This is a genomic window from Paraglaciecola sp. 20A4, from assembly GCF_011378905.1.
In the GTDB taxonomy this organism is placed as follows: domain Bacteria; phylum Pseudomonadota; class Gammaproteobacteria; order Enterobacterales; family Alteromonadaceae; genus Paraglaciecola.
In genome coordinates, this window is record NZ_WTPY01000023.1 from 67,513 (window position 1) to 83,063 (window position 15,551).

23 protein-coding genes are annotated in these 15,551 nt (G+C 42.5%); 21 read left to right on the plus strand and 2 right to left on the minus strand.

Translation table 11 applies throughout. The annotated features are described in order from the left end of the window. Positions 1-2: 2 nt before the first annotated feature. A complete protein-coding gene (rlmB, locus tag GQS54_RS17525; RefSeq protein ID WP_166425237.1) occupies positions 3-743 on the plus strand; it encodes a 23S rRNA (guanosine(2251)-2'-O)-methyltransferase RlmB in 741 nt (246 codons plus the stop codon). A 151-nt stretch (positions 744-894) separates the two neighbouring features. On the opposite strand, the gene GQS54_RS17530 is transcribed toward rlmB, so the two are convergent. Then, positions 895-1,224, minus strand: a complete 330-nt coding sequence (locus tag GQS54_RS17530) for a hypothetical protein (RefSeq protein ID WP_166425238.1) — start codon at positions 1,222-1,224, stop codon at positions 895-897. Between the two features lie 110 nt (positions 1,225-1,334). Here GQS54_RS17530 and GQS54_RS17535 point away from each other — a divergent pair, with 110 nt between their 5' ends. The 20 genes from GQS54_RS17535 to rplQ all read left to right on the plus strand — a co-directional run bounded on the left by GQS54_RS17535 (position 1,335) and on the right by rplQ (position 14,422). Beyond that, entirely contained in the window at positions 1,335-2,234 is a 900-nt protein-coding gene (locus tag GQS54_RS17535) for a LysR substrate-binding domain-containing protein (protein WP_166425239.1), read from the plus strand. Positions 2,235-2,390: 156 nt separating this feature from the next. Further along, positions 2,391-4,031, plus strand: a complete 1,641-nt coding sequence (locus GQS54_RS17540) for an AMP-binding protein (RefSeq protein ID WP_166425240.1) — start codon at positions 2,391-2,393, stop codon at positions 4,029-4,031. 154 nt (positions 4,032-4,185) lie between these two features. Next, positions 4,186-5,553: a DUF4397 domain-containing protein gene (locus GQS54_RS17545; RefSeq protein WP_240919994.1), complete on the plus strand. Its 1,368-nt coding sequence runs from the start codon at positions 4,186-4,188 to the stop codon at positions 5,551-5,553. A 397-nt stretch (positions 5,554-5,950) separates the two neighbouring features. After that, positions 5,951-6,316, plus strand: coding sequence for a 50S ribosomal protein L14 (rplN, locus tag GQS54_RS17550; protein ID WP_006990572.1), 366 nt, complete (start codon positions 5,951-5,953; stop codon positions 6,314-6,316). A gap of 12 nt (positions 6,317-6,328) precedes the next feature. Beyond that, positions 6,329-6,643, plus strand: coding sequence for a 50S ribosomal protein L24 (gene rplX / locus GQS54_RS17555; RefSeq protein WP_158768937.1), 315 nt, complete (start codon positions 6,329-6,331; stop codon positions 6,641-6,643). Between the two features lie 15 nt (positions 6,644-6,658). Further along, entirely contained in the window at positions 6,659-7,198 is a 540-nt protein-coding gene (rplE, locus tag GQS54_RS17560) for a 50S ribosomal protein L5 (protein WP_158768938.1), read from the plus strand. 10 nt (positions 7,199-7,208) lie between these two features. After that, the gene (gene rpsN / locus GQS54_RS17565; RefSeq protein WP_006990569.1) at positions 7,209-7,514 is read left to right on the plus strand and encodes a 30S ribosomal protein S14; all 306 of its coding nucleotides are present in this window, start codon (positions 7,209-7,211) and stop codon (positions 7,512-7,514) included. Positions 7,515-7,526: 12 nt separating this feature from the next. Beyond that, positions 7,527-7,919, plus strand: a complete 393-nt coding sequence (gene rpsH / locus GQS54_RS17570) for a 30S ribosomal protein S8 (RefSeq protein ID WP_166425241.1) — start codon at positions 7,527-7,529, stop codon at positions 7,917-7,919. A 10-nt stretch (positions 7,920-7,929) separates the two neighbouring features. Further along, positions 7,930-8,463: a 50S ribosomal protein L6 gene (gene rplF / locus GQS54_RS17575; RefSeq protein WP_166425242.1), complete on the plus strand. Its 534-nt coding sequence runs from the start codon at positions 7,930-7,932 to the stop codon at positions 8,461-8,463. 12 nt (positions 8,464-8,475) lie between these two features. Then, positions 8,476-8,829 (plus strand): 50S ribosomal protein L18, encoded by a 354-nt coding sequence (gene rplR / locus GQS54_RS17580; protein ID WP_166425243.1) that lies wholly within the window; start codon positions 8,476-8,478, stop codon positions 8,827-8,829. 9 nt (positions 8,830-8,838) lie between these two features. Next, entirely contained in the window at positions 8,839-9,342 is a 504-nt protein-coding gene (rpsE, locus tag GQS54_RS17585) for a 30S ribosomal protein S5 (protein ID WP_158768942.1), read from the plus strand. Positions 9,343-9,348: 6 nt separating this feature from the next. After that, positions 9,349-9,531, plus strand: coding sequence for a 50S ribosomal protein L30 (gene rpmD, locus GQS54_RS17590; protein ID WP_166425244.1), 183 nt, complete (start codon positions 9,349-9,351; stop codon positions 9,529-9,531). A 3-nt stretch (positions 9,532-9,534) separates the two neighbouring features. Next, on the plus strand, positions 9,535-9,969 hold the full coding sequence (gene rplO, locus GQS54_RS17595) for a 50S ribosomal protein L15 (RefSeq protein ID WP_158768944.1): 435 nt from the start codon (positions 9,535-9,537) through the stop codon (positions 9,967-9,969). A gap of 5 nt (positions 9,970-9,974) precedes the next feature. Beyond that, positions 9,975-11,294 (plus strand): preprotein translocase subunit SecY, encoded by a 1,320-nt coding sequence (secY, locus tag GQS54_RS17600; RefSeq protein WP_007104310.1) that lies wholly within the window; start codon positions 9,975-9,977, stop codon positions 11,292-11,294. Between the two features lie 24 nt (positions 11,295-11,318). Further along, on the plus strand, positions 11,319-11,435 hold the full coding sequence (gene rpmJ / locus GQS54_RS17605) for a 50S ribosomal protein L36 (protein WP_166425245.1): 117 nt from the start codon (positions 11,319-11,321) through the stop codon (positions 11,433-11,435). Between the two features lie 125 nt (positions 11,436-11,560). After that, entirely contained in the window at positions 11,561-11,917 is a 357-nt protein-coding gene (rpsM, locus tag GQS54_RS17610) for a 30S ribosomal protein S13 (RefSeq protein ID WP_158768945.1), read from the plus strand. Positions 11,918-11,929: 12 nt separating this feature from the next. Beyond that, the gene (gene rpsK / locus GQS54_RS17615; protein ID WP_007104307.1) at positions 11,930-12,322 is read left to right on the plus strand and encodes a 30S ribosomal protein S11; all 393 of its coding nucleotides are present in this window, start codon (positions 11,930-11,932) and stop codon (positions 12,320-12,322) included. Between the two features lie 24 nt (positions 12,323-12,346). Next, positions 12,347-12,967, plus strand: coding sequence for a 30S ribosomal protein S4 (gene rpsD, locus GQS54_RS17620; protein ID WP_158768946.1), 621 nt, complete (start codon positions 12,347-12,349; stop codon positions 12,965-12,967). A 22-nt stretch (positions 12,968-12,989) separates the two neighbouring features. After that, entirely contained in the window at positions 12,990-13,979 is a 990-nt protein-coding gene (gene rpoA / locus GQS54_RS17625) for a DNA-directed RNA polymerase subunit alpha (protein WP_158768947.1), read from the plus strand. Between the two features lie 41 nt (positions 13,980-14,020). Continuing rightward, positions 14,021-14,422, plus strand: a complete 402-nt coding sequence (gene rplQ / locus GQS54_RS17630) for a 50S ribosomal protein L17 (protein ID WP_158768948.1) — start codon at positions 14,021-14,023, stop codon at positions 14,420-14,422. 80 nt (positions 14,423-14,502) lie between these two features. Here the strand turns inward: rplQ and GQS54_RS17635 are convergent, their stop codons facing one another. After that, on the minus strand, positions 14,503-15,279 hold the full coding sequence (locus GQS54_RS17635; RefSeq protein WP_166425246.1) for a hypothetical protein: 777 nt from the start codon (positions 15,277-15,279) through the stop codon (positions 14,503-14,505). Positions 15,280-15,551: the final 272 nt, after the last annotated feature.

Consider the following 15,551-nt stretch of genomic DNA (forward strand, 5'->3'; position numbering starts at 1 on the left):
CTATGGCTCAACATGAGTGGTTGTATGGGATCCACGCTCTAGAAGCGGTAATAGAGCGCGAGCCCGAGCGCTTAATTGAGTTATTTGTATTGAAGGGGCGTGACGATGCGCCTATCAATACGATTATTAACCATGCACGTAAATTTGGTATCGCCGTACAGTTTTGTCAACGTAAAACATTAGACGATAAAGTCAATGGTGAGCAGCACCAAGGAGTAGTCGCTAAAGCGAGGCCTGGTAAACAGTTTAATGAAAGTGATTTAGACGAAATTATAAAAAATAGTGCATCCCCATTTTTATTGATACTCGATGGCGTGACTGACCCACATAATTTAGGGGCGTGTTTGCGTACTGCTGATGCTGCGGGAATAGATGCTATCGTTGTACCAAAGGATAATTCAGTCGCCCTTACGCCTGTCGTTAGAAAGGTCGCGTGTGGTGCTGCTGATTTAATCCCATTAGTGCAAGTGACTAATCTTGCACGTACCTTGCGTGAGATAAAAGATGCAGGTGTATGGGTAGTGGGTACCGCTGGTGAGGCAACCCAAAGTATTTACGATTGCAAGATGCAAGGCCCCATAGCGTTAGTAATGGGAGCCGAGGGCAAAGGCATGCGCCGATTGACTCGTGAGCACTGTGATGAACTAATAAAATTACCCATGGCAGGCTCGGTATCTAGCTTGAATGTATCTGTTGCAACGGGCATTTGCCTGTATGAGATAGTTCGCCAACGCGCCATTTAGGTCGATTAAGTATGCGGTTTCAAGTGCAGCATTGAATTGTGTTTTGAAACTGAAATGATCGCCCCTCTAATATTAAACGTTAGGGTTAATTACGGGGCGATTTATTGTAGTAACGACCGGCAGAAGTGGGTAAACCTTTATATAGCCTCTATTAATAAGTGTTTTTGAGTAACCTTTTTGCTTCTGAACGGCCTAAACAAGCCCGAAGCGGCGTTGTGATGAAATCATTAAGCTCTGCATGTCTTCCTTTCCCCTCCCAAACGCTATCGCCTTGAGAAATCTCGGTCCGACAACTGATTTGTTGACCATTTTGCCGATACAAAATCCGCACTAATTTTGATCGTTTAACAAGAGGCTCATAAGGATAACCGGTCTGTGTGTATAGTTTCTCTAATGTCTGTTGTCCATTAGCTTCCACGCTTAGTGTTAATATCAGTATTGTTAAACACGATATAAATGCTGTATGTATTATATTTTTCATAGTTAAACCCTCGTTTGAAGAGTGTTTAAGATAGAGCTGTGATGATATTCTGACAAACGATGAAAACTAAACTACAGTTAAGTAAAACTTGATTGAAATTAGTGTTATCGATGAACAAGCTCCCGCCTCTTAATGCATTGCGCTACTTCCTCACAGCAGCGAAAACGATGAGTTTTAAAGAAGCTGCCGATCAGATGTACGTTACCCAAGCTGCGATTAGTCAGCACATAAAGACGCTGGAAGCGTTTTTGGGTTGTCAGTTGTTTGAGCGTGGTCATCGGAGGATTTCGTTGACCCGTGCTGGTCAAGCTCTATTACCTGATATAACAACAGGATTTGATTATCTTAATAAAGGGGTTCGTAACGTTGCGCTCGATAGCCGTCCAAATATACTTAACCTCACCGTTATTGAATCCTTATCGTCTCGTTGGTTAGTGCCGCGACTATATCGTTTTCAACAGCGTTATCCGCATATTAACGTGCGCATACAACCAACAAATCGATTACTGAATTTTGCTCAAGACGAACTCGATTTAGCTATTCGTTTTGGGCAAGGAGAGTACAAGCAATTGGAAAGTCGTCAATTGGCCAGTGATACAATGCACTTAGTTTGCCACCCTCGATTGGCCAGTAAGATTTTAACGCCTGGTTCACTGAGCACCTATCCCATCTTAAAAGAAAATAGCAGTGACGTTATGCCAGCATGGGATCAGTTTTATGCTCAGCACACGATACTCCCTAACAATGAGCAAAGTGCTCTACAAGTTGATGATTCAAGCATAACGATAATTGAAGCCGCATTAGCAGGGCAAGGAGTTGCGATGATACGACACAGTCTGATTTACGAGCAACTTGAGCGAGGCCAATTGGTTAAACTTTTTGATTTTAGCTTTGACTGCCATTATGCCTATTACTTGGTGGCTCCTCCTGCACATTTTACCAGAGAAAAAGTGCAGCAATTTTCGTCGTGGCTTGAAGAGATGTTTGACGAAATCCCTAAGGTGGGTTAAAAAAACAACGCTTTGTTTATAAAGCAAGCTGCATTCACTTAGCTTATCGATAACGATATAGAAAATAAATGTCCAACTCTTATAGTTGTTTGACCTGTGGGCCTGCAATCGTTATAACGTTGTTATTAAGATGTATATTTACGTACAGGAGACAAAATGTCATTACAGACCCCCTTAGAAATGATGTACCACTGGGAAGACACTACACCCCAGAAGGTTTATTTAAAACAACCAGTGAATGGGGTGGTGAATAGCTACACTTGGGCTCAAACCGCAGATCAAGTACGTCGTGTCGCTGCTGGAATTATAGCACTGAATTTGCCAGCAGGCAGTCACATAGCTTTGCTATCAAAAAACTGCGCAGAATGGTTTATTACCGATTTAGCAATTATGTTAGCTGGGCACGTCTCTGTCCCGATCTATTCTACTGCGGGTGAAAAAACGATTCAGTATGTGTTGAAGCATGCATCTTGCCCGGTCATTTTTGTCGGTAAACTAGACGATACAGCAGAGCAAGTGGCTGCAATCCCCCAAGAAGTAATCAAACTGGCCTTTCCTTATCCTGATATTGAAGCCGAACAACAATGGGACACGTTGTTAGCCAACGAACCCTGCATGGACCGTCCAGTTCCACAGATGGACAGCACAATGACCATCATTTACACATCAGGAAGCACCGGTAACCCCAAGGGTGTGGTGCATACTTATTCTTCTATCAGTTGGGCCGCAAGTAATTCCCGTAACGAACTAAGTGTTGGTGGTGATGACCGGATCCTAAGTTATTTACCGCTTGCTCATATAACTGAACGAGTAATGGTCGAAATGGCAAGTTTCTATGCCAATACGCAAATCGGCTTTCTCGAATCACTCGCAACCTTTAATCGCGATATTTGTTCTTTGAAACCTACATTATTTATTTCTGTGCCTCGTCTATGGACGCGCTTCCAGATGGGGGTATTAGCCAATATGCCGCAAAAGAAACTCGACTTTCTATTGAAGATCCCTTTTGTTGGTAAGGTGGTAGCAAGCAAAATTAGAGCGAAACTTGGTTTAGACCAAGCACGGCTGTGTGCCAGCGGTTCAGCACCTATTTCACCTGCAACGCTAAAATGGTTTTTAAAGGTAGGGGTGAATATTTCTGAAGGTTGGGGCATGACTGAGAATAGTGCTTACGGAACCTGTTGTGTGCCTTTTAGAGCAGACAAAATCGGCAGTATCGGAAGAGCTTATGAAGGCGTAGATATACGCATCGCCGATGACGGAGAAATACAAGTCAAAGGGCCGTGCAATATGAAAGAGTATTACCTCGAGCCTGATAAAACCGCTGAGGTATTTACCGAAGACGGCTTTTTGAGAACCGGTGATAAAGGCGCGATTGATAATGACGGTTATATTAAAATTACCGGCCGATTAAAAGAAATTTTTAAAACTGCTAAGGGCAAGTATATAGCCCCAGTTCCTATCGAAGCAGTGATTATGGGTAATTCGTCTGTCGAACAGGTTTGTGTTACAGGCTCACAATTAAAGCAGCCTATTGCGCTTGTGGTCTTATCTGAAGAAGCCGCGAAACAAGACAAAGAGCGTATCGAAAAGAGTTTATTGGCGACATTAGAATCAGTTAACGGTGGATTAGAAAGTCATGCAGTGCTTGATCGTATTGTAATCATGAAGGATGACTGGACCGTTGAAAATGGCTTACTTACGCCAACATTAAAAATCAAACGACATTTGCTCGAAGAAAAGTACGACAGTTTGATTAACACGCACAGTAAAGAGCGTTTGATCTACCAAAATTAGTCGTCTAATCTGTTTAACACCACGCTGTATATCTATTAGCCCCTTAATTGCCATCTTTATGTAAAGAGTGTAAAGGTAACGTAAAGGGGCATTCTGCCATTTCAAAACATCCTCATAATGACGATTAACTATATCGCATTAATGAGGATGCACGTTGTTCAGACATTTATTCAAACCCTTTGCTCGCGTAATCCTTTTCGTCTCATCAGTACTGTTGATAAACGCTTGTGGAGGAGCAAGTTCCGATCATTATTCTTACAAAGATGCTTATTTACAGTTCTATAACGGATCGATAAATGGTGGCACAACCATTATGAGTGAAGTAAACGGAAGGAATTTAGACTCTGCTACTTATGGTGACGCAACCAGCGTATTTACGTTAGAAAGTGGTATTTTGGATCTTGAGTTTTATCGAACAAATGCAGACCAGCAAAAAATTAAGCTCGAAACACGTAATATCACTCTTAGAGATAATGAAAAACTGATGATGGTGCTGAGCGGCGATTATGCGAGCCCGTCAATAAAAGAATACCGTATTAAGCATGAAGCCCTAAAGGACCATTTCCGCTTATTTATTACTTCGGTCGTGCCAGATGGTGCGAGTTATGATGTTTATATGAGTGATGAGGGGACAACATTTAATACTGCTAACTTTCTTGGCCGAGTTAGTTCTCAAGGATTAACCGAGGTTGCGTATTGGGACCCAGTCCAAGTCAGCGACGATTTTGACGAAGGCAAGTATGTTGTGTATCTAACCTTACCAGGAGATGCGACCCCTATTTTCCAGAGCCCAGCAATTGATTTTATGTACGATACTGAATATATGATGGTGCTACGTAAAACCAGCGGGGTTATCCAAGGCAACGTAGAAATTGATTTAGTGATTAACTCATCCCTAGTAGAAAATTATGCTGATGCTGAAGCGACCGCACAATATCGTGTATACAATAGTCTTAATGGATTAGCTGAAGTATCAGTTTTGTTTGATGACAACGTAAATGAAAGTATTACGTTACACGCTAATAGTATAAGCGAATTCCATAGCGCAAATTATGGTGATTATCGTTTGTCTGCTTCAACCCGTGAAGACCCAAGTACAGCGTTCGAAAATAGATTAGTGACGTTACATCAAGGGACAAGTAAGGCTATTATTATTTATCAAACTACTGACGGTCAGTTAAGTTCCTTAGCTTTTACGGAAAGTACCTTACCTCAGGTTTACGAGCATGAAGTTGAGGTTGTCAACCTAGTGCCCGATTTTCCTGCTATAGACTTTTATTTTGTGCGCAAAGGACAGAGCATCGAAATAGCCCAATATCGGCTAATAGCTTTAGATTTCGCGCAAACAGCAAAAATAATCTTACCAAGCGATGATTATGAGCTAGTAGCAATGTATAACAATAAAGAAGTGTTATTAGACCGAACTGAATTGTTAGGTTTGAATGAACAGGCAAATTACATCGTGACAGTTGAAGTAAATGATACGTCCCCTACCGGCTATAAAATATCACTGCTGCACTAATTAGGGTACTGCAACAAAGCATACTAAATCAGTAACACCTCGCTATGATTAAAAATGAATTTATTTTCACCTAAAATTGTTGAAATATGTTTTCTAAACCCACCAGACCCATATGTAAGTCTAGTCTCTTACTAACCGCATATTTAGCCTTAGTTAGGCTAAGTAGATTTTCTGTAATACATTGTTTTAATAGATATTTTTTCCGTCAACAATGCAGTGACGAAAATAACTTGGTTCAGAATTACTTTTTTTACAAATACGACTATCGCAGCTGTACATTTTCTGTTAGTATTTCGCGCCCTTTTAATAGGGGTATGTATAAAAAGTCAGCGATAATGTTGGCTTTTTACGAAACAATATGACTCGTGAGAGTCTTAATTAACAGCGGAGCACTAACATGATCCAAATGCAAACTAACCTGGACGTAGCCGATAACTCGGGTGCTCGCAGGGTTCAGTGTATTAAGGTTCTTGGTGGCTCGCATCGCCGTTATGCACATATTGGCGACATCATCAAAGTTACCGTTAAAGAAGCAATTCCTCGCGGTAAAGTAAAAAAAGGTGATGTGCTAACTGCAGTGGTGGTGCGTACTAGAAAAGGCGTTCGTCGTTCTGATGGATCTTCGATCCGTTTCGATAACAACGCAGCTGTTTTGCTTAATGCAAACAAGCAACCAATTGGTACGCGTATCTTTGGCCCGGTCACTCGTGAGCTTCGTGTTAATAACATGAAAATTGTCTCACTGGCCCCTGAGGTACTATAAGGAGTCACGATAATGGCTAGAAAAATTCGTCGTGATGATGAAATCATCGTTTTAGTAGGTAAAGACAAAGGAAAAACAGGCAAAGTGCTTAAAGTTCTTCCAGCGGCTGACCGCTTGATCGTTGAAGGTGTGAATTTGGTGAAGAAACATCAGAAACCTAACCCTCAATTGGGTGTTACTGGTGGCGTTATTGAGAAAGAAGCATCAATTCATGTATCAAATGTAGCGGTTGTTAACCCTAAAACGGGTAAAGCAGATCGCATAGGTTTCCGTTTTGAAGACGACAATAAAGTTCGTTTCTTCAAATCTGACGGTGAACTGGTTTAATAATTGGAGAGTACGATGGCGAAACTGCATGATTTCTATAAAGAAACAGTAGTAGCGGAACTTGCGAAGCAGTTCAACTACAAAAGCGTCATGCAAGTCCCTCGGATTGAGAAAATCACTCTAAACATGGGTTTAGGTGAAGCGGTAGCAGACAAAAAGGTGTTGGAAAATGCAACATCTGACATGCAAGCAATTGCTGGTCAGAAGCCTGTTGTTACTGTTGCTCGCAAATCTGTAGCGGGTTTTAAAATCCGTGAAGGTTATCCGATTGGCTGTAAAGTAACCCTACGTGGTGAACGTATGTGGGAATTCTTTGAACGTTTAGTTTCAATTGCAATTCCACGTATCCGTGACTTCCGTGGCTTGAATCCTAAGTCGTTTGACGGCCGTGGAAACTATAGCATGGGTGTTCGTGAGCAAATTATCTTCCCTGAAATCGATTTCGATAAGGTGGATAAAATTCGCGGTATGGATATTACTATCACGACTAGCGCTGAAACCGATGCGGAATCGCATGCACTATTAAGTGCATTCAGTTTCCCATTTAAAAAGTAAGGGTAGGGTTATGGCAAAAGAATCAATGAAAGCGCGCGAAGTAAAACGCGCCAAGCTAGTTGCAAAGTTCGCTACCAAGCGTGCCGAACTTAAAGCAACTATCAGCAACGTCAACTCTTCTGATGAAGAACGTTGGGACGCTGTTCTTAAGCTACAACAATTGCCACGTGATTCAGCTCGTACACGTCAACAGAATCGTTGTCGTATTACTGGCCGTCCACATGGTTTCCTACGCAAGTTTGGTCTTAGCCGTATTAAGTTGCGTGAAGCAGCTATGCGCGGTGAAGTACCTGGCCTTAAAAAAGCCAGCTGGTAAGGAGTAGCTAATATGAGCATGCAAGATCCTATCGCGGACATGTTTACACGTGTTCGTAACGGTCAGATGGCTAGCAAAGTTTCTGTATCTATGCCTTCATCTAAGTTACGCGTTGCAATTGCAGCCGTACTTAAAGAAGAAGGTTATGTTTCAGACTTCGCAGTAACTGGTGACGTTAAACCTGTTTTAGAAGTGACTCTTAAGTACTTCGAAGGCAAGAAAGTAATTGAAAGCATCGAGCGCGTAAGTCGCCCAGGTCTTCGCATCTATAAGAAAAAAGATGAGTTGCCAAAAGTATTGGGTGGTTTAGGTGTTGCTATCGTTTCTACCTCTAAAGGTGTGATGACCGACCGTGCAGCGCGTAAAGCGGGTATGGGTGGTGAAATCATCGGCTACGTAGCGTAAGGGGATAAAAATGTCACGTATAGCAAAAGCTCCTGTAGACGTTTTATCTGGCGTAGAAGTTACTATCGCTGGTCAAGAAGTCACAGTTAAAGGTAAAAACGGTACATTAGTCCGTGTATTTAATAAAGCAGTTGAAGTTGTTCAAGAAGAGAATCAACTTAAAGCACAACCTCGTGAAGGTTCTGTTGATGGTTGGGCTCAATGTGGCACAGCTCGCTCATTGTTAGATGCAATGGTGATTGGTGTATCTCAAGGTTTTGAGAAAAAACTTCAGTTAAATGGTGTTGGTTATCGTGCGGCAGCGCAAGGTAAAAAGCTAAATTTGACTCTTGGTTTCTCACACCCTGTAGCATACGAAATGCCTGAAGGTATTTCGATTGAGACTCCTAGTCAAACTGAAATCGTCGTTAAAGGCGCCGATAAGCAGTTGGTAGGTCAGGTTGCAGCTAACATCCGTGGATACCGTCCGCCAGAGCCTTACAAAGGTAAAGGTGTTCGTTACGCTGATGAAGTTGTGCGTCGTAAAGAAGCTAAGAAAAAGTAGGTAGGTGATACGATGGATAAGAAAACAGCTCGCTTGCGCCGCGCTACACGTGGACGCAAAAAAATTAGTGAACTGGCCGCGCATCGCTTGGTTATTAACCGCACACCACGCCATATATACGCTCAGTTAATCGCTCCTTGCGGTTCACAGGTGTTGGCGGCGGCTTCTACTGTTGAAGCAGATCTTCGCACTACCGTTAAATCAACGGGTAATGCAGAAGCTGCTGTAGCAGTTGGCAAAGCGATTGCAGAACGAGCTATCGAAAAAGGCATTAAAATTGTCGCATTCGATCGCAGCGGTTTTAAGTATCACGGTCGAGTTAAGGCATTGGCTGATGCTGCTCGTGAAGCAGGTCTTCAGTTCTAGGAGTTAATTATGGCTAAAGTAGAAGTTCAACAACAGGGTGACCTGTTAGAAAAGCTAATCGCTGTAAACCGTGTTTCTAAAGTAGTTAAAGGTGGTCGTATCTTTAGCTTTACTGCTTTGACAGTAGTAGGAGACGGTAACGGTCGTGTTGGTTTTGGTTACGGTAAAGCACGTGAAGTGCCTGCTGCAATCCAGAAAGCTATGGAAAAGGCGCGCCGCAATCTTGTGGACGTTGATCTTAATGGCAACACACTACAGCATGCAATTAAAGGTCGTCATTCAGGCTCAAAAGTTTACATGCAGCCCGCATCAGAAGGTACTGGTATTATTGCCGGTGGTGCGATGCGTGCAGTACTTGAAGTCGCTGGCGTACAAAACGTACTTTCAAAATGTTACGGATCAACTAATCCAATTAACGTTGTGCGTGCAACTATCAATGCGTTGACAGAAATGACTTCGCCTGAGCAAGTTGCAGCTAAGCGTGGATTGTCTGTACATCAGATTTTGGGGTAATTGAACATGGCTAAGATGATAAAAGTTAAGCAAACCAAAAGCGCTATTGGTCGCCTTCCAAAACATAAGGCGACTCTTACGGGTCTAGGTTTACGTCGCATCGGTCATATTCGTGAACTCGAAGATACCCCTTCTGTTCGTGGCATGATCAACCGTGTATTTTACATGGTTGAAGTAGTGGAGGAGTAACAGATGCATTTAAATACTCTTGCTCCCGCACCAGGAGCAAAAAAATCTAGTAAGCGCGTTGGTCGTGGTATGGGTTCAGGCCTTGGAAAAACTGGTGGCCGTGGTCACAAAGGTCAAAAGTCTCGCTCAGGCGGTTCTGTAAAACCTGGTTTTGAAGGCGGACAAATGCCAATTCAGCGTCGTCTACCTAAGTTTGGTTTCACTTCACGTAAATCTTTGGTTTCTGACCAAGTAACGTTGAGCGAAATTGCAAAGGTAGAGGGTGAAGTGGTTTCACTTGAAACTTTAAAAGCAGCAGGTCTTGTTAAGAAAGAAATGTTGTACGTTAAAGTGCTTAAGAGCGGTGAAATTTCACGAGCTGTTACTATCAATGGTTTGAAGGTTACAAAAGGCGCGCGCGAATTAATCGAAGCGGCCGGCGGTAAGGTAGAGGAATAAGCTAGATGGCTAAACCAGGATCAAATTCAAGCGCAAAAGGCGGCTTGAGTGAGCTTAAATCAAGATTGTTGTTCGTACTTGGTGCGATAATTGTGTTTAGGCTTGGCTCATATGTGCCTATTCCTGGTATCGACGCGGCTGTGCTGGCTGATTTATTCGACCAGCAAAAGGGTACCATCGTAGAAATGTTTAACATGTTCTCTGGTGGTGCACTTGAGCGCGCCTCGGTTCTTGCCCTGGGTATAATGCCATACATTACGGCTTCCATTATCATCCAGTTGCTGACAGTAATGCATCCACCGATGATGGAACTTAAAAAAGAAGGCGAAGCAGGTCGTCGCAAAATTAGTCAATACACACGTTATTTCACGTTAGTATTGGCGACATTCCAAGCAATTGGTATTGCGACAAATCTACCTAACTTGATATCAGGTTTGGTGATTAATCCAGGTTTTGGTTTTTACTTTACAGCTGTTGTCAGTTTGGTTACCGGTACCATGTTTTTAATGTGGTTAGGTGAGCAAATTACAGAGAGAGGTATCGGTAACGGTATTTCTATATTGATTTTCGCGGGTATCGTGTCTGGTTTGCCAACGGCTATAGGCCAAACAGCAGAACAAGCACGTCAAGGTGATTTGAACTTACTGTTCTTGTTACTTATCGGCGTAATAATAATTGCTATAACGTACTTTGTAGTATTCGTAGAGCGTGGTCAGCGTCGTATCGTCGTTAATTATGCAAAACGTCAGCAAGGCCGTAAGGTCTTCGCAGCTCAGAGCACGCATTTACCGTTAAAAGTGAATATGGCAGGTGTTATTCCACCGATCTTTGCGTCAAGCATCATTTTGTTTCCTGGTACCATTGCAAATTGGTTTGGTCAGAATGAGTCATTCTCTTGGTTACAAGAAGTGGCATTGATGTTGTCTCCTGGACAACCTTTGTATGTGATGTTTTACGCTGCGGCGATTATCTTCTTTTGTTTCTTCTATACTGCGTTGGTTTTCAACCCACGCGAAACAGCAGATAACTTGAAGAAGTCTGGTGCGTTTGTTCCAGGGATTCGTCCTGGTGAACAGACTTCACGATACGTTGATAAGGTAATGACTCGCCTAACCCTAGCTGGCGCGCTTTATATAACCTTTATTTGTTTGGTGCCTGAATTCATGTTGATAGCTTGGAACGTACCGTTTTATTTCGGTGGGACCTCATTACTTATTATGGTAGTGGTTATCATGGACTTTATGGCACAAGTACAGACACATTTGATGTCTCATCAATATGAGTCTGTTCTTAAGAAAGCTAATCTTAAGGGCTACGGCCGTTAAGATAGCGATTTACGGAGTGATGAAATGAAAGTTCGTGCATCCGTCAAGCGGATTTGCCGTAGCTGTAAAGTCATTAAGCGCAACGGTGTTGTTCGTGTGATTTGCAGTTCCGACCCTAAGCATAAGCAAAGGCAAGGTTAATCGAATGGTTTGCGGAATTGCTAAATACGATAGTGTCCGCAAACCTTTATTTGCAATTTTGTCATTGGGTAAGTATCCTATCGGGCTTTTTAGGCTGATGACATAAACTATGAGGAGTACTGTTAATGGCCCGTATCGCTGGCATTAACATCCCTGAACACAAGCATACTGTAATCGCGTTAACCGCGATCTTCGGTGTAGGCTCTACACGTGCTCAAAGCATTTGTGAAGCATCTGGTGTTGCAGAGACAACCAAGATCAAAGATCTTGATGAAGAACAAATTGATAAATTGCGTGACGAAGTTGCGAAATTCACTGTCGAAGGTGATCTTCGTCGTGAAGTATCAATGAGTATTAAACGTTTGATGGACCTAGGTTGCTTCCGTGGTATTCGCCACCGTCGTAGTCTTCCTCTACGTGGTCAGCGCACTAAAACGAATGCGCGTACCCGTAAAGGTCCTCGCAAAGCAATTAAAAAGTAAGCGGGGAATAAGATGGCTAAAGCTCCTACTAAAAGCACGCGAAAGCGCGCAAAACGTCAAGTTGCTGACGGCATGGCTCATATCCATGCGTCTTTCAACAACACAATAGTGACAATTACAGATCGTCAAGGCAACGCTTTGTCTTGGGCTACATCTGGTGGTTCAGGTTTCCGTGGTTCACGTAAATCTACCCCTTTTGCTGCTCAGGTAGCTGCTGAACGCGCTGGTATAGCCGCTCAGGATTACGGTTTGAAAAATCTAGAAGTATTCGTTAAAGGTCCAGGTCCAGGTCGTGAATCTGCTATCCGTGCTTTGAATGCTGCTGGTTATAAAATCACTAATATTACCGATGTGACGCCTATTCCTCACAACGGTTGTCGTCCACCGAAAAAACGTCGCGTTTAATCGACGGACTGTTGGAGAAAGATAATGGCAAGATATTTGGGTCCAAAACTCAAACTTAGCCGCCGTGAAGGAACAGATTTGTTCCTGAAAAGTGGCGTTCGAGCAATCGAATCAAAATGTAAAATTGATAATCCCCCTGGTCAACACGGCGCACGTCGTGGACGTTTGTCTGACTACGGTGTTCAATTACGTGAAAAGCAAAAAGTACGTCGTATGTACGGTGTTCTTGAAAAGCAATTCCGTAACTATTACAAAGAAGCGGCTCGCTTAAAAGGCAATACAGGTGAAAACTTGTTGCAACTTTTAGAGCAACGTTTAGACAATGTTGTTTACCGTATTGGTTTCGCTAGTACTCGCTCTGAAGCGCGTCAACTAGTAAGCCATAAAGCAATTTTGGTCAACGGACAAGTTGTTAACGTTCCTTCTTTTAATGTTTCTGCTGATGATGTTGTATCTGTTCGCGAAAAAGCTAAAAAACAAGCGCGTATTGTTTCTGCTTTAGAGCTTGCTGAGCAACGTGAGAAACCAACTTGGATTGAAGTGGACAGCAAAAAGATGGAAGGCACATTTAAACGTGTTCCTGAAAGAACTGATTTGTCTGCGGATATAAACGAACAGTTGATCGTCGAACTTTACTCTAAGTAAAGCTTAAAGAAGAGAGGTAACAATGTCGGGTTCTGTAACTGAATTCTTAAAACCAAGGTTAGTTGAAATTGATAACGTTTCGCCTACACGTGCAAAGGTAACTTTAGAGCCCTTAGAGCGTGGTTTTGGTCATACATTGGGTAACGCACTACGTCGTATTCTTTTGTCATCTATGCCGGGTTGTGCAGTGACTGAAGTTGAAATCGATGGTGTGTTACACGAGTACAGCACCAAAGAAGGCGTTCAAGAAGACGTTATTGAAATATTGCTTAACCTTAAAGGTTTAGCGGTACGTCTAGAAGGCAAAACCGAAGCAACACTAACATTAGTGAAGTCCGGTGCGGGCCCAGTATTAGCTGGAGACATCCAGCATGATGGTGATGTTGAAATCGTAAACCCAAGTCATGTCCTTTGTACTTTAACTGGCGAAGCTGAACTCAGCATGCGTATTAAAGTAGAAATGGGTCGTGGGTACGTTCCAGCGTCAACTCGTCGCTCTTCTGAAGAAGATGATCGCCCAATTGGCCGTTTATTGGTTGATGCTTCATTTAGTCCAGTATCACGTATATCGTACAATGTTGAATCTGCTCGTGTTGAACAACGCACAGATTTAGACAAGCTAGTTATCGATATGGAAACCAACGGTACTATCGATCCCGAAGAAGCAATTCGTCGTTCAGCTACTATTTTAGCTGAGCAACTCGACGCATTTGTTGAGCTTCGTGATATGTCAGAACCTGTTGAAAAAGAAGAGAAACCGGAGTTCGATCCGATTCTTCTTCGTCCAGTTGATGATTTAGAGCTTACTGTACGTTCTGCAAACTGCCTTAAGGCAGAAGCAATACAGTATATTGGTGATCTAGTACAACGCACCGAAGTTGAGTTGTTAAAAACGCCTAACTTGGGTAAAAAATCTCTTACTGAGATTAAAGACGTACTAGCTTCTCGTGGACTTTCACTAGGCATGCGCTTAGAGAACTGGCCACCAGAAAGCATCGCAGAAAAAGATTAATCAGATTTTATATAAACTGATTTTTAAAGAAGGATAGGACTATGCGCCATCGTAAGAGTGGTCGTCAGTTGAATCGTAATAGTAGTCACCGTCAAGCGATGTTTCGCAATATGGCTGGCTCCTTAGTGAAGAGTGAGTTAATTAAAACAACTCTTCCTAAAGCGAAAGAACTACGTCGCGTAATTGAACCTCTTATCACACTTGCTAAGCAAGACAGTGTAGCAAACCGCCGTTTGGCTTTTGCACGTACTGGTGATAAAGAAGTTGTAGGTAAGTTATTTAATGAACTTGGCCCACGCTATGAAGAGCGTCCTGGTGGATACATCCGCATTCTAAAATGTGGTTTCCGTACCGGAGACAATGCTCCTATGGCATATGTTGAATTAGTAGACCGTCCAGAAGTGGAAGAAGTCGTTGAGATTGAAGACGCAACTGCGGAATAATAATTCAAACCATAAAAAAACCGGATTTTAATCCGGTTTTTTTATATCTGCAATTTACTGTTATCGATAAGGTGGCTAAATCACTGCTCACTTGCATGGGCTAGGGCTGCAGTAATTTCCTCATCCGTTGCGCCGCCTTCTTTGGCGTACTTATAAATGCTTTGTTCATCAAGACCAAAGTTTTGAGCGGTCTCAATAATCCTTTTTACATTATCTCGTTCAGAACCTGACTCACGCACTGCAGTACTAACAACACTTTCTGCATCATTAGGGAAAATAGCTAATAATGCTTCTACAACATATTCGCCCACCAAAGGAACAGCTTCAATTGCTGAACTTAAAATCTCGACAATTTTATTAGGGTGCTGTTGTGCTAAGGACTGAACAATGAAGTCAGCAGAATCGGGTTCGGTGATCACAGCAACACGAACAATTTCATTTAACTCTTCAGGGGTGGAGTTTGCTGCAGCGGTGACTACGAAGTCTATATAGCTGGGTTCAGCATTAATTGCGGTTTTCACTATGTTGGCACAACTGGCGATATTCTTTTCGAGGGCAATTTTAACAATGTCTTCAGTTAGCATAGGTTGCGCTGAAATCGCCGCGTGAATAATTTCCTGGTATTTTTCGGGGTACATATCAAGAGCGGTGCTAACCACATTAGACGCTTCTTGCGGATAGTTGCTAACGATACTTTTTACCGCTCGGCCTATTGACAGGTTCTGCTCAAGTTGACGTTTTAAGAACGTATTACTAGAGTGACCATCTTCGATGGTTACCGTTTCTTCCTGGGCTTTGATATTTAGAGCAGTCGATACAAGGCCTGCAATAATGGCGATTTTTATTATTTTTTTCATTTTTTCAGATATCCAATAACTAAAACTAACTTCTACGTTATGACATCCGTGCCATTTGTAGCTTAAACCTAACAACAAATTAACTAAATAGACAGTAATCAAGCCATTTTGTTCAAAAAACATTCTGCAAGAAGGTTATTTCATTTTTATGACAATAAAGTATTGACCTAATTCAATCTATCTCTATAATGCGCATCTCGCTTCGGGACAGCCGCTAAAACAGCTGCACTGACACTGGGTTTACCCAGGTAATTGCGGACTCTTCGGAGTCA

Excerpts from the sequence above, each read along its gene's own strand:
- rlmB (WP_166425237.1), top strand. The coding sequence starts at position 3 with ATGGCTCAACATGAGTGGTTGTATGGGATCCACGCTCTAGAAGCGGTA.
- GQS54_RS17530 (WP_166425238.1), bottom strand. The coding sequence starts at position 1,224 with ATGAAAAATATAATACATACAGCATTTATATCGTGTTTAACAATACTG.
- GQS54_RS17535 (WP_166425239.1), top strand. The coding sequence starts at position 1,335 with ATGAACAAGCTCCCGCCTCTTAATGCATTGCGCTACTTCCTCACAGCA.
- GQS54_RS17540 (WP_166425240.1), top strand. The coding sequence starts at position 2,391 with ATGTCATTACAGACCCCCTTAGAAATGATGTACCACTGGGAAGACACT.
- rplN (WP_006990572.1), top strand. The coding sequence starts at position 5,951 with ATGATCCAAATGCAAACTAACCTGGACGTAGCCGATAACTCGGGTGCT.
- rplX (WP_158768937.1), top strand. The coding sequence starts at position 6,329 with ATGGCTAGAAAAATTCGTCGTGATGATGAAATCATCGTTTTAGTAGGT.
- rplE (WP_158768938.1), top strand. The coding sequence starts at position 6,659 with ATGGCGAAACTGCATGATTTCTATAAAGAAACAGTAGTAGCGGAACTT.
- rpsN (WP_006990569.1), top strand. The coding sequence starts at position 7,209 with ATGGCAAAAGAATCAATGAAAGCGCGCGAAGTAAAACGCGCCAAGCTA.
- rpsH (WP_166425241.1), top strand. The coding sequence starts at position 7,527 with ATGAGCATGCAAGATCCTATCGCGGACATGTTTACACGTGTTCGTAAC.
- rplF (WP_166425242.1), top strand. The coding sequence starts at position 7,930 with ATGTCACGTATAGCAAAAGCTCCTGTAGACGTTTTATCTGGCGTAGAA.
- rplR (WP_166425243.1), top strand. The coding sequence starts at position 8,476 with ATGGATAAGAAAACAGCTCGCTTGCGCCGCGCTACACGTGGACGCAAA.
- rpsE (WP_158768942.1), top strand. The coding sequence starts at position 8,839 with ATGGCTAAAGTAGAAGTTCAACAACAGGGTGACCTGTTAGAAAAGCTA.
- rpmD (WP_166425244.1), top strand. The coding sequence starts at position 9,349 with ATGGCTAAGATGATAAAAGTTAAGCAAACCAAAAGCGCTATTGGTCGC.
- rplO (WP_158768944.1), top strand. The coding sequence starts at position 9,535 with ATGCATTTAAATACTCTTGCTCCCGCACCAGGAGCAAAAAAATCTAGT.
- secY (WP_007104310.1), top strand. The coding sequence starts at position 9,975 with ATGGCTAAACCAGGATCAAATTCAAGCGCAAAAGGCGGCTTGAGTGAG.
- rpmJ (WP_166425245.1), top strand. The coding sequence starts at position 11,319 with ATGAAAGTTCGTGCATCCGTCAAGCGGATTTGCCGTAGCTGTAAAGTC.
- rpsM (WP_158768945.1), top strand. The coding sequence starts at position 11,561 with ATGGCCCGTATCGCTGGCATTAACATCCCTGAACACAAGCATACTGTA.
- rpsK (WP_007104307.1), top strand. The coding sequence starts at position 11,930 with ATGGCTAAAGCTCCTACTAAAAGCACGCGAAAGCGCGCAAAACGTCAA.
- rpsD (WP_158768946.1), top strand. The coding sequence starts at position 12,347 with ATGGCAAGATATTTGGGTCCAAAACTCAAACTTAGCCGCCGTGAAGGA.
- rpoA (WP_158768947.1), top strand. The coding sequence starts at position 12,990 with ATGTCGGGTTCTGTAACTGAATTCTTAAAACCAAGGTTAGTTGAAATT.
- rplQ (WP_158768948.1), top strand. The coding sequence starts at position 14,021 with ATGCGCCATCGTAAGAGTGGTCGTCAGTTGAATCGTAATAGTAGTCAC.
- GQS54_RS17635 (WP_166425246.1), bottom strand. The coding sequence starts at position 15,279 with ATGAAAAAAATAATAAAAATCGCCATTATTGCAGGCCTTGTATCGACT.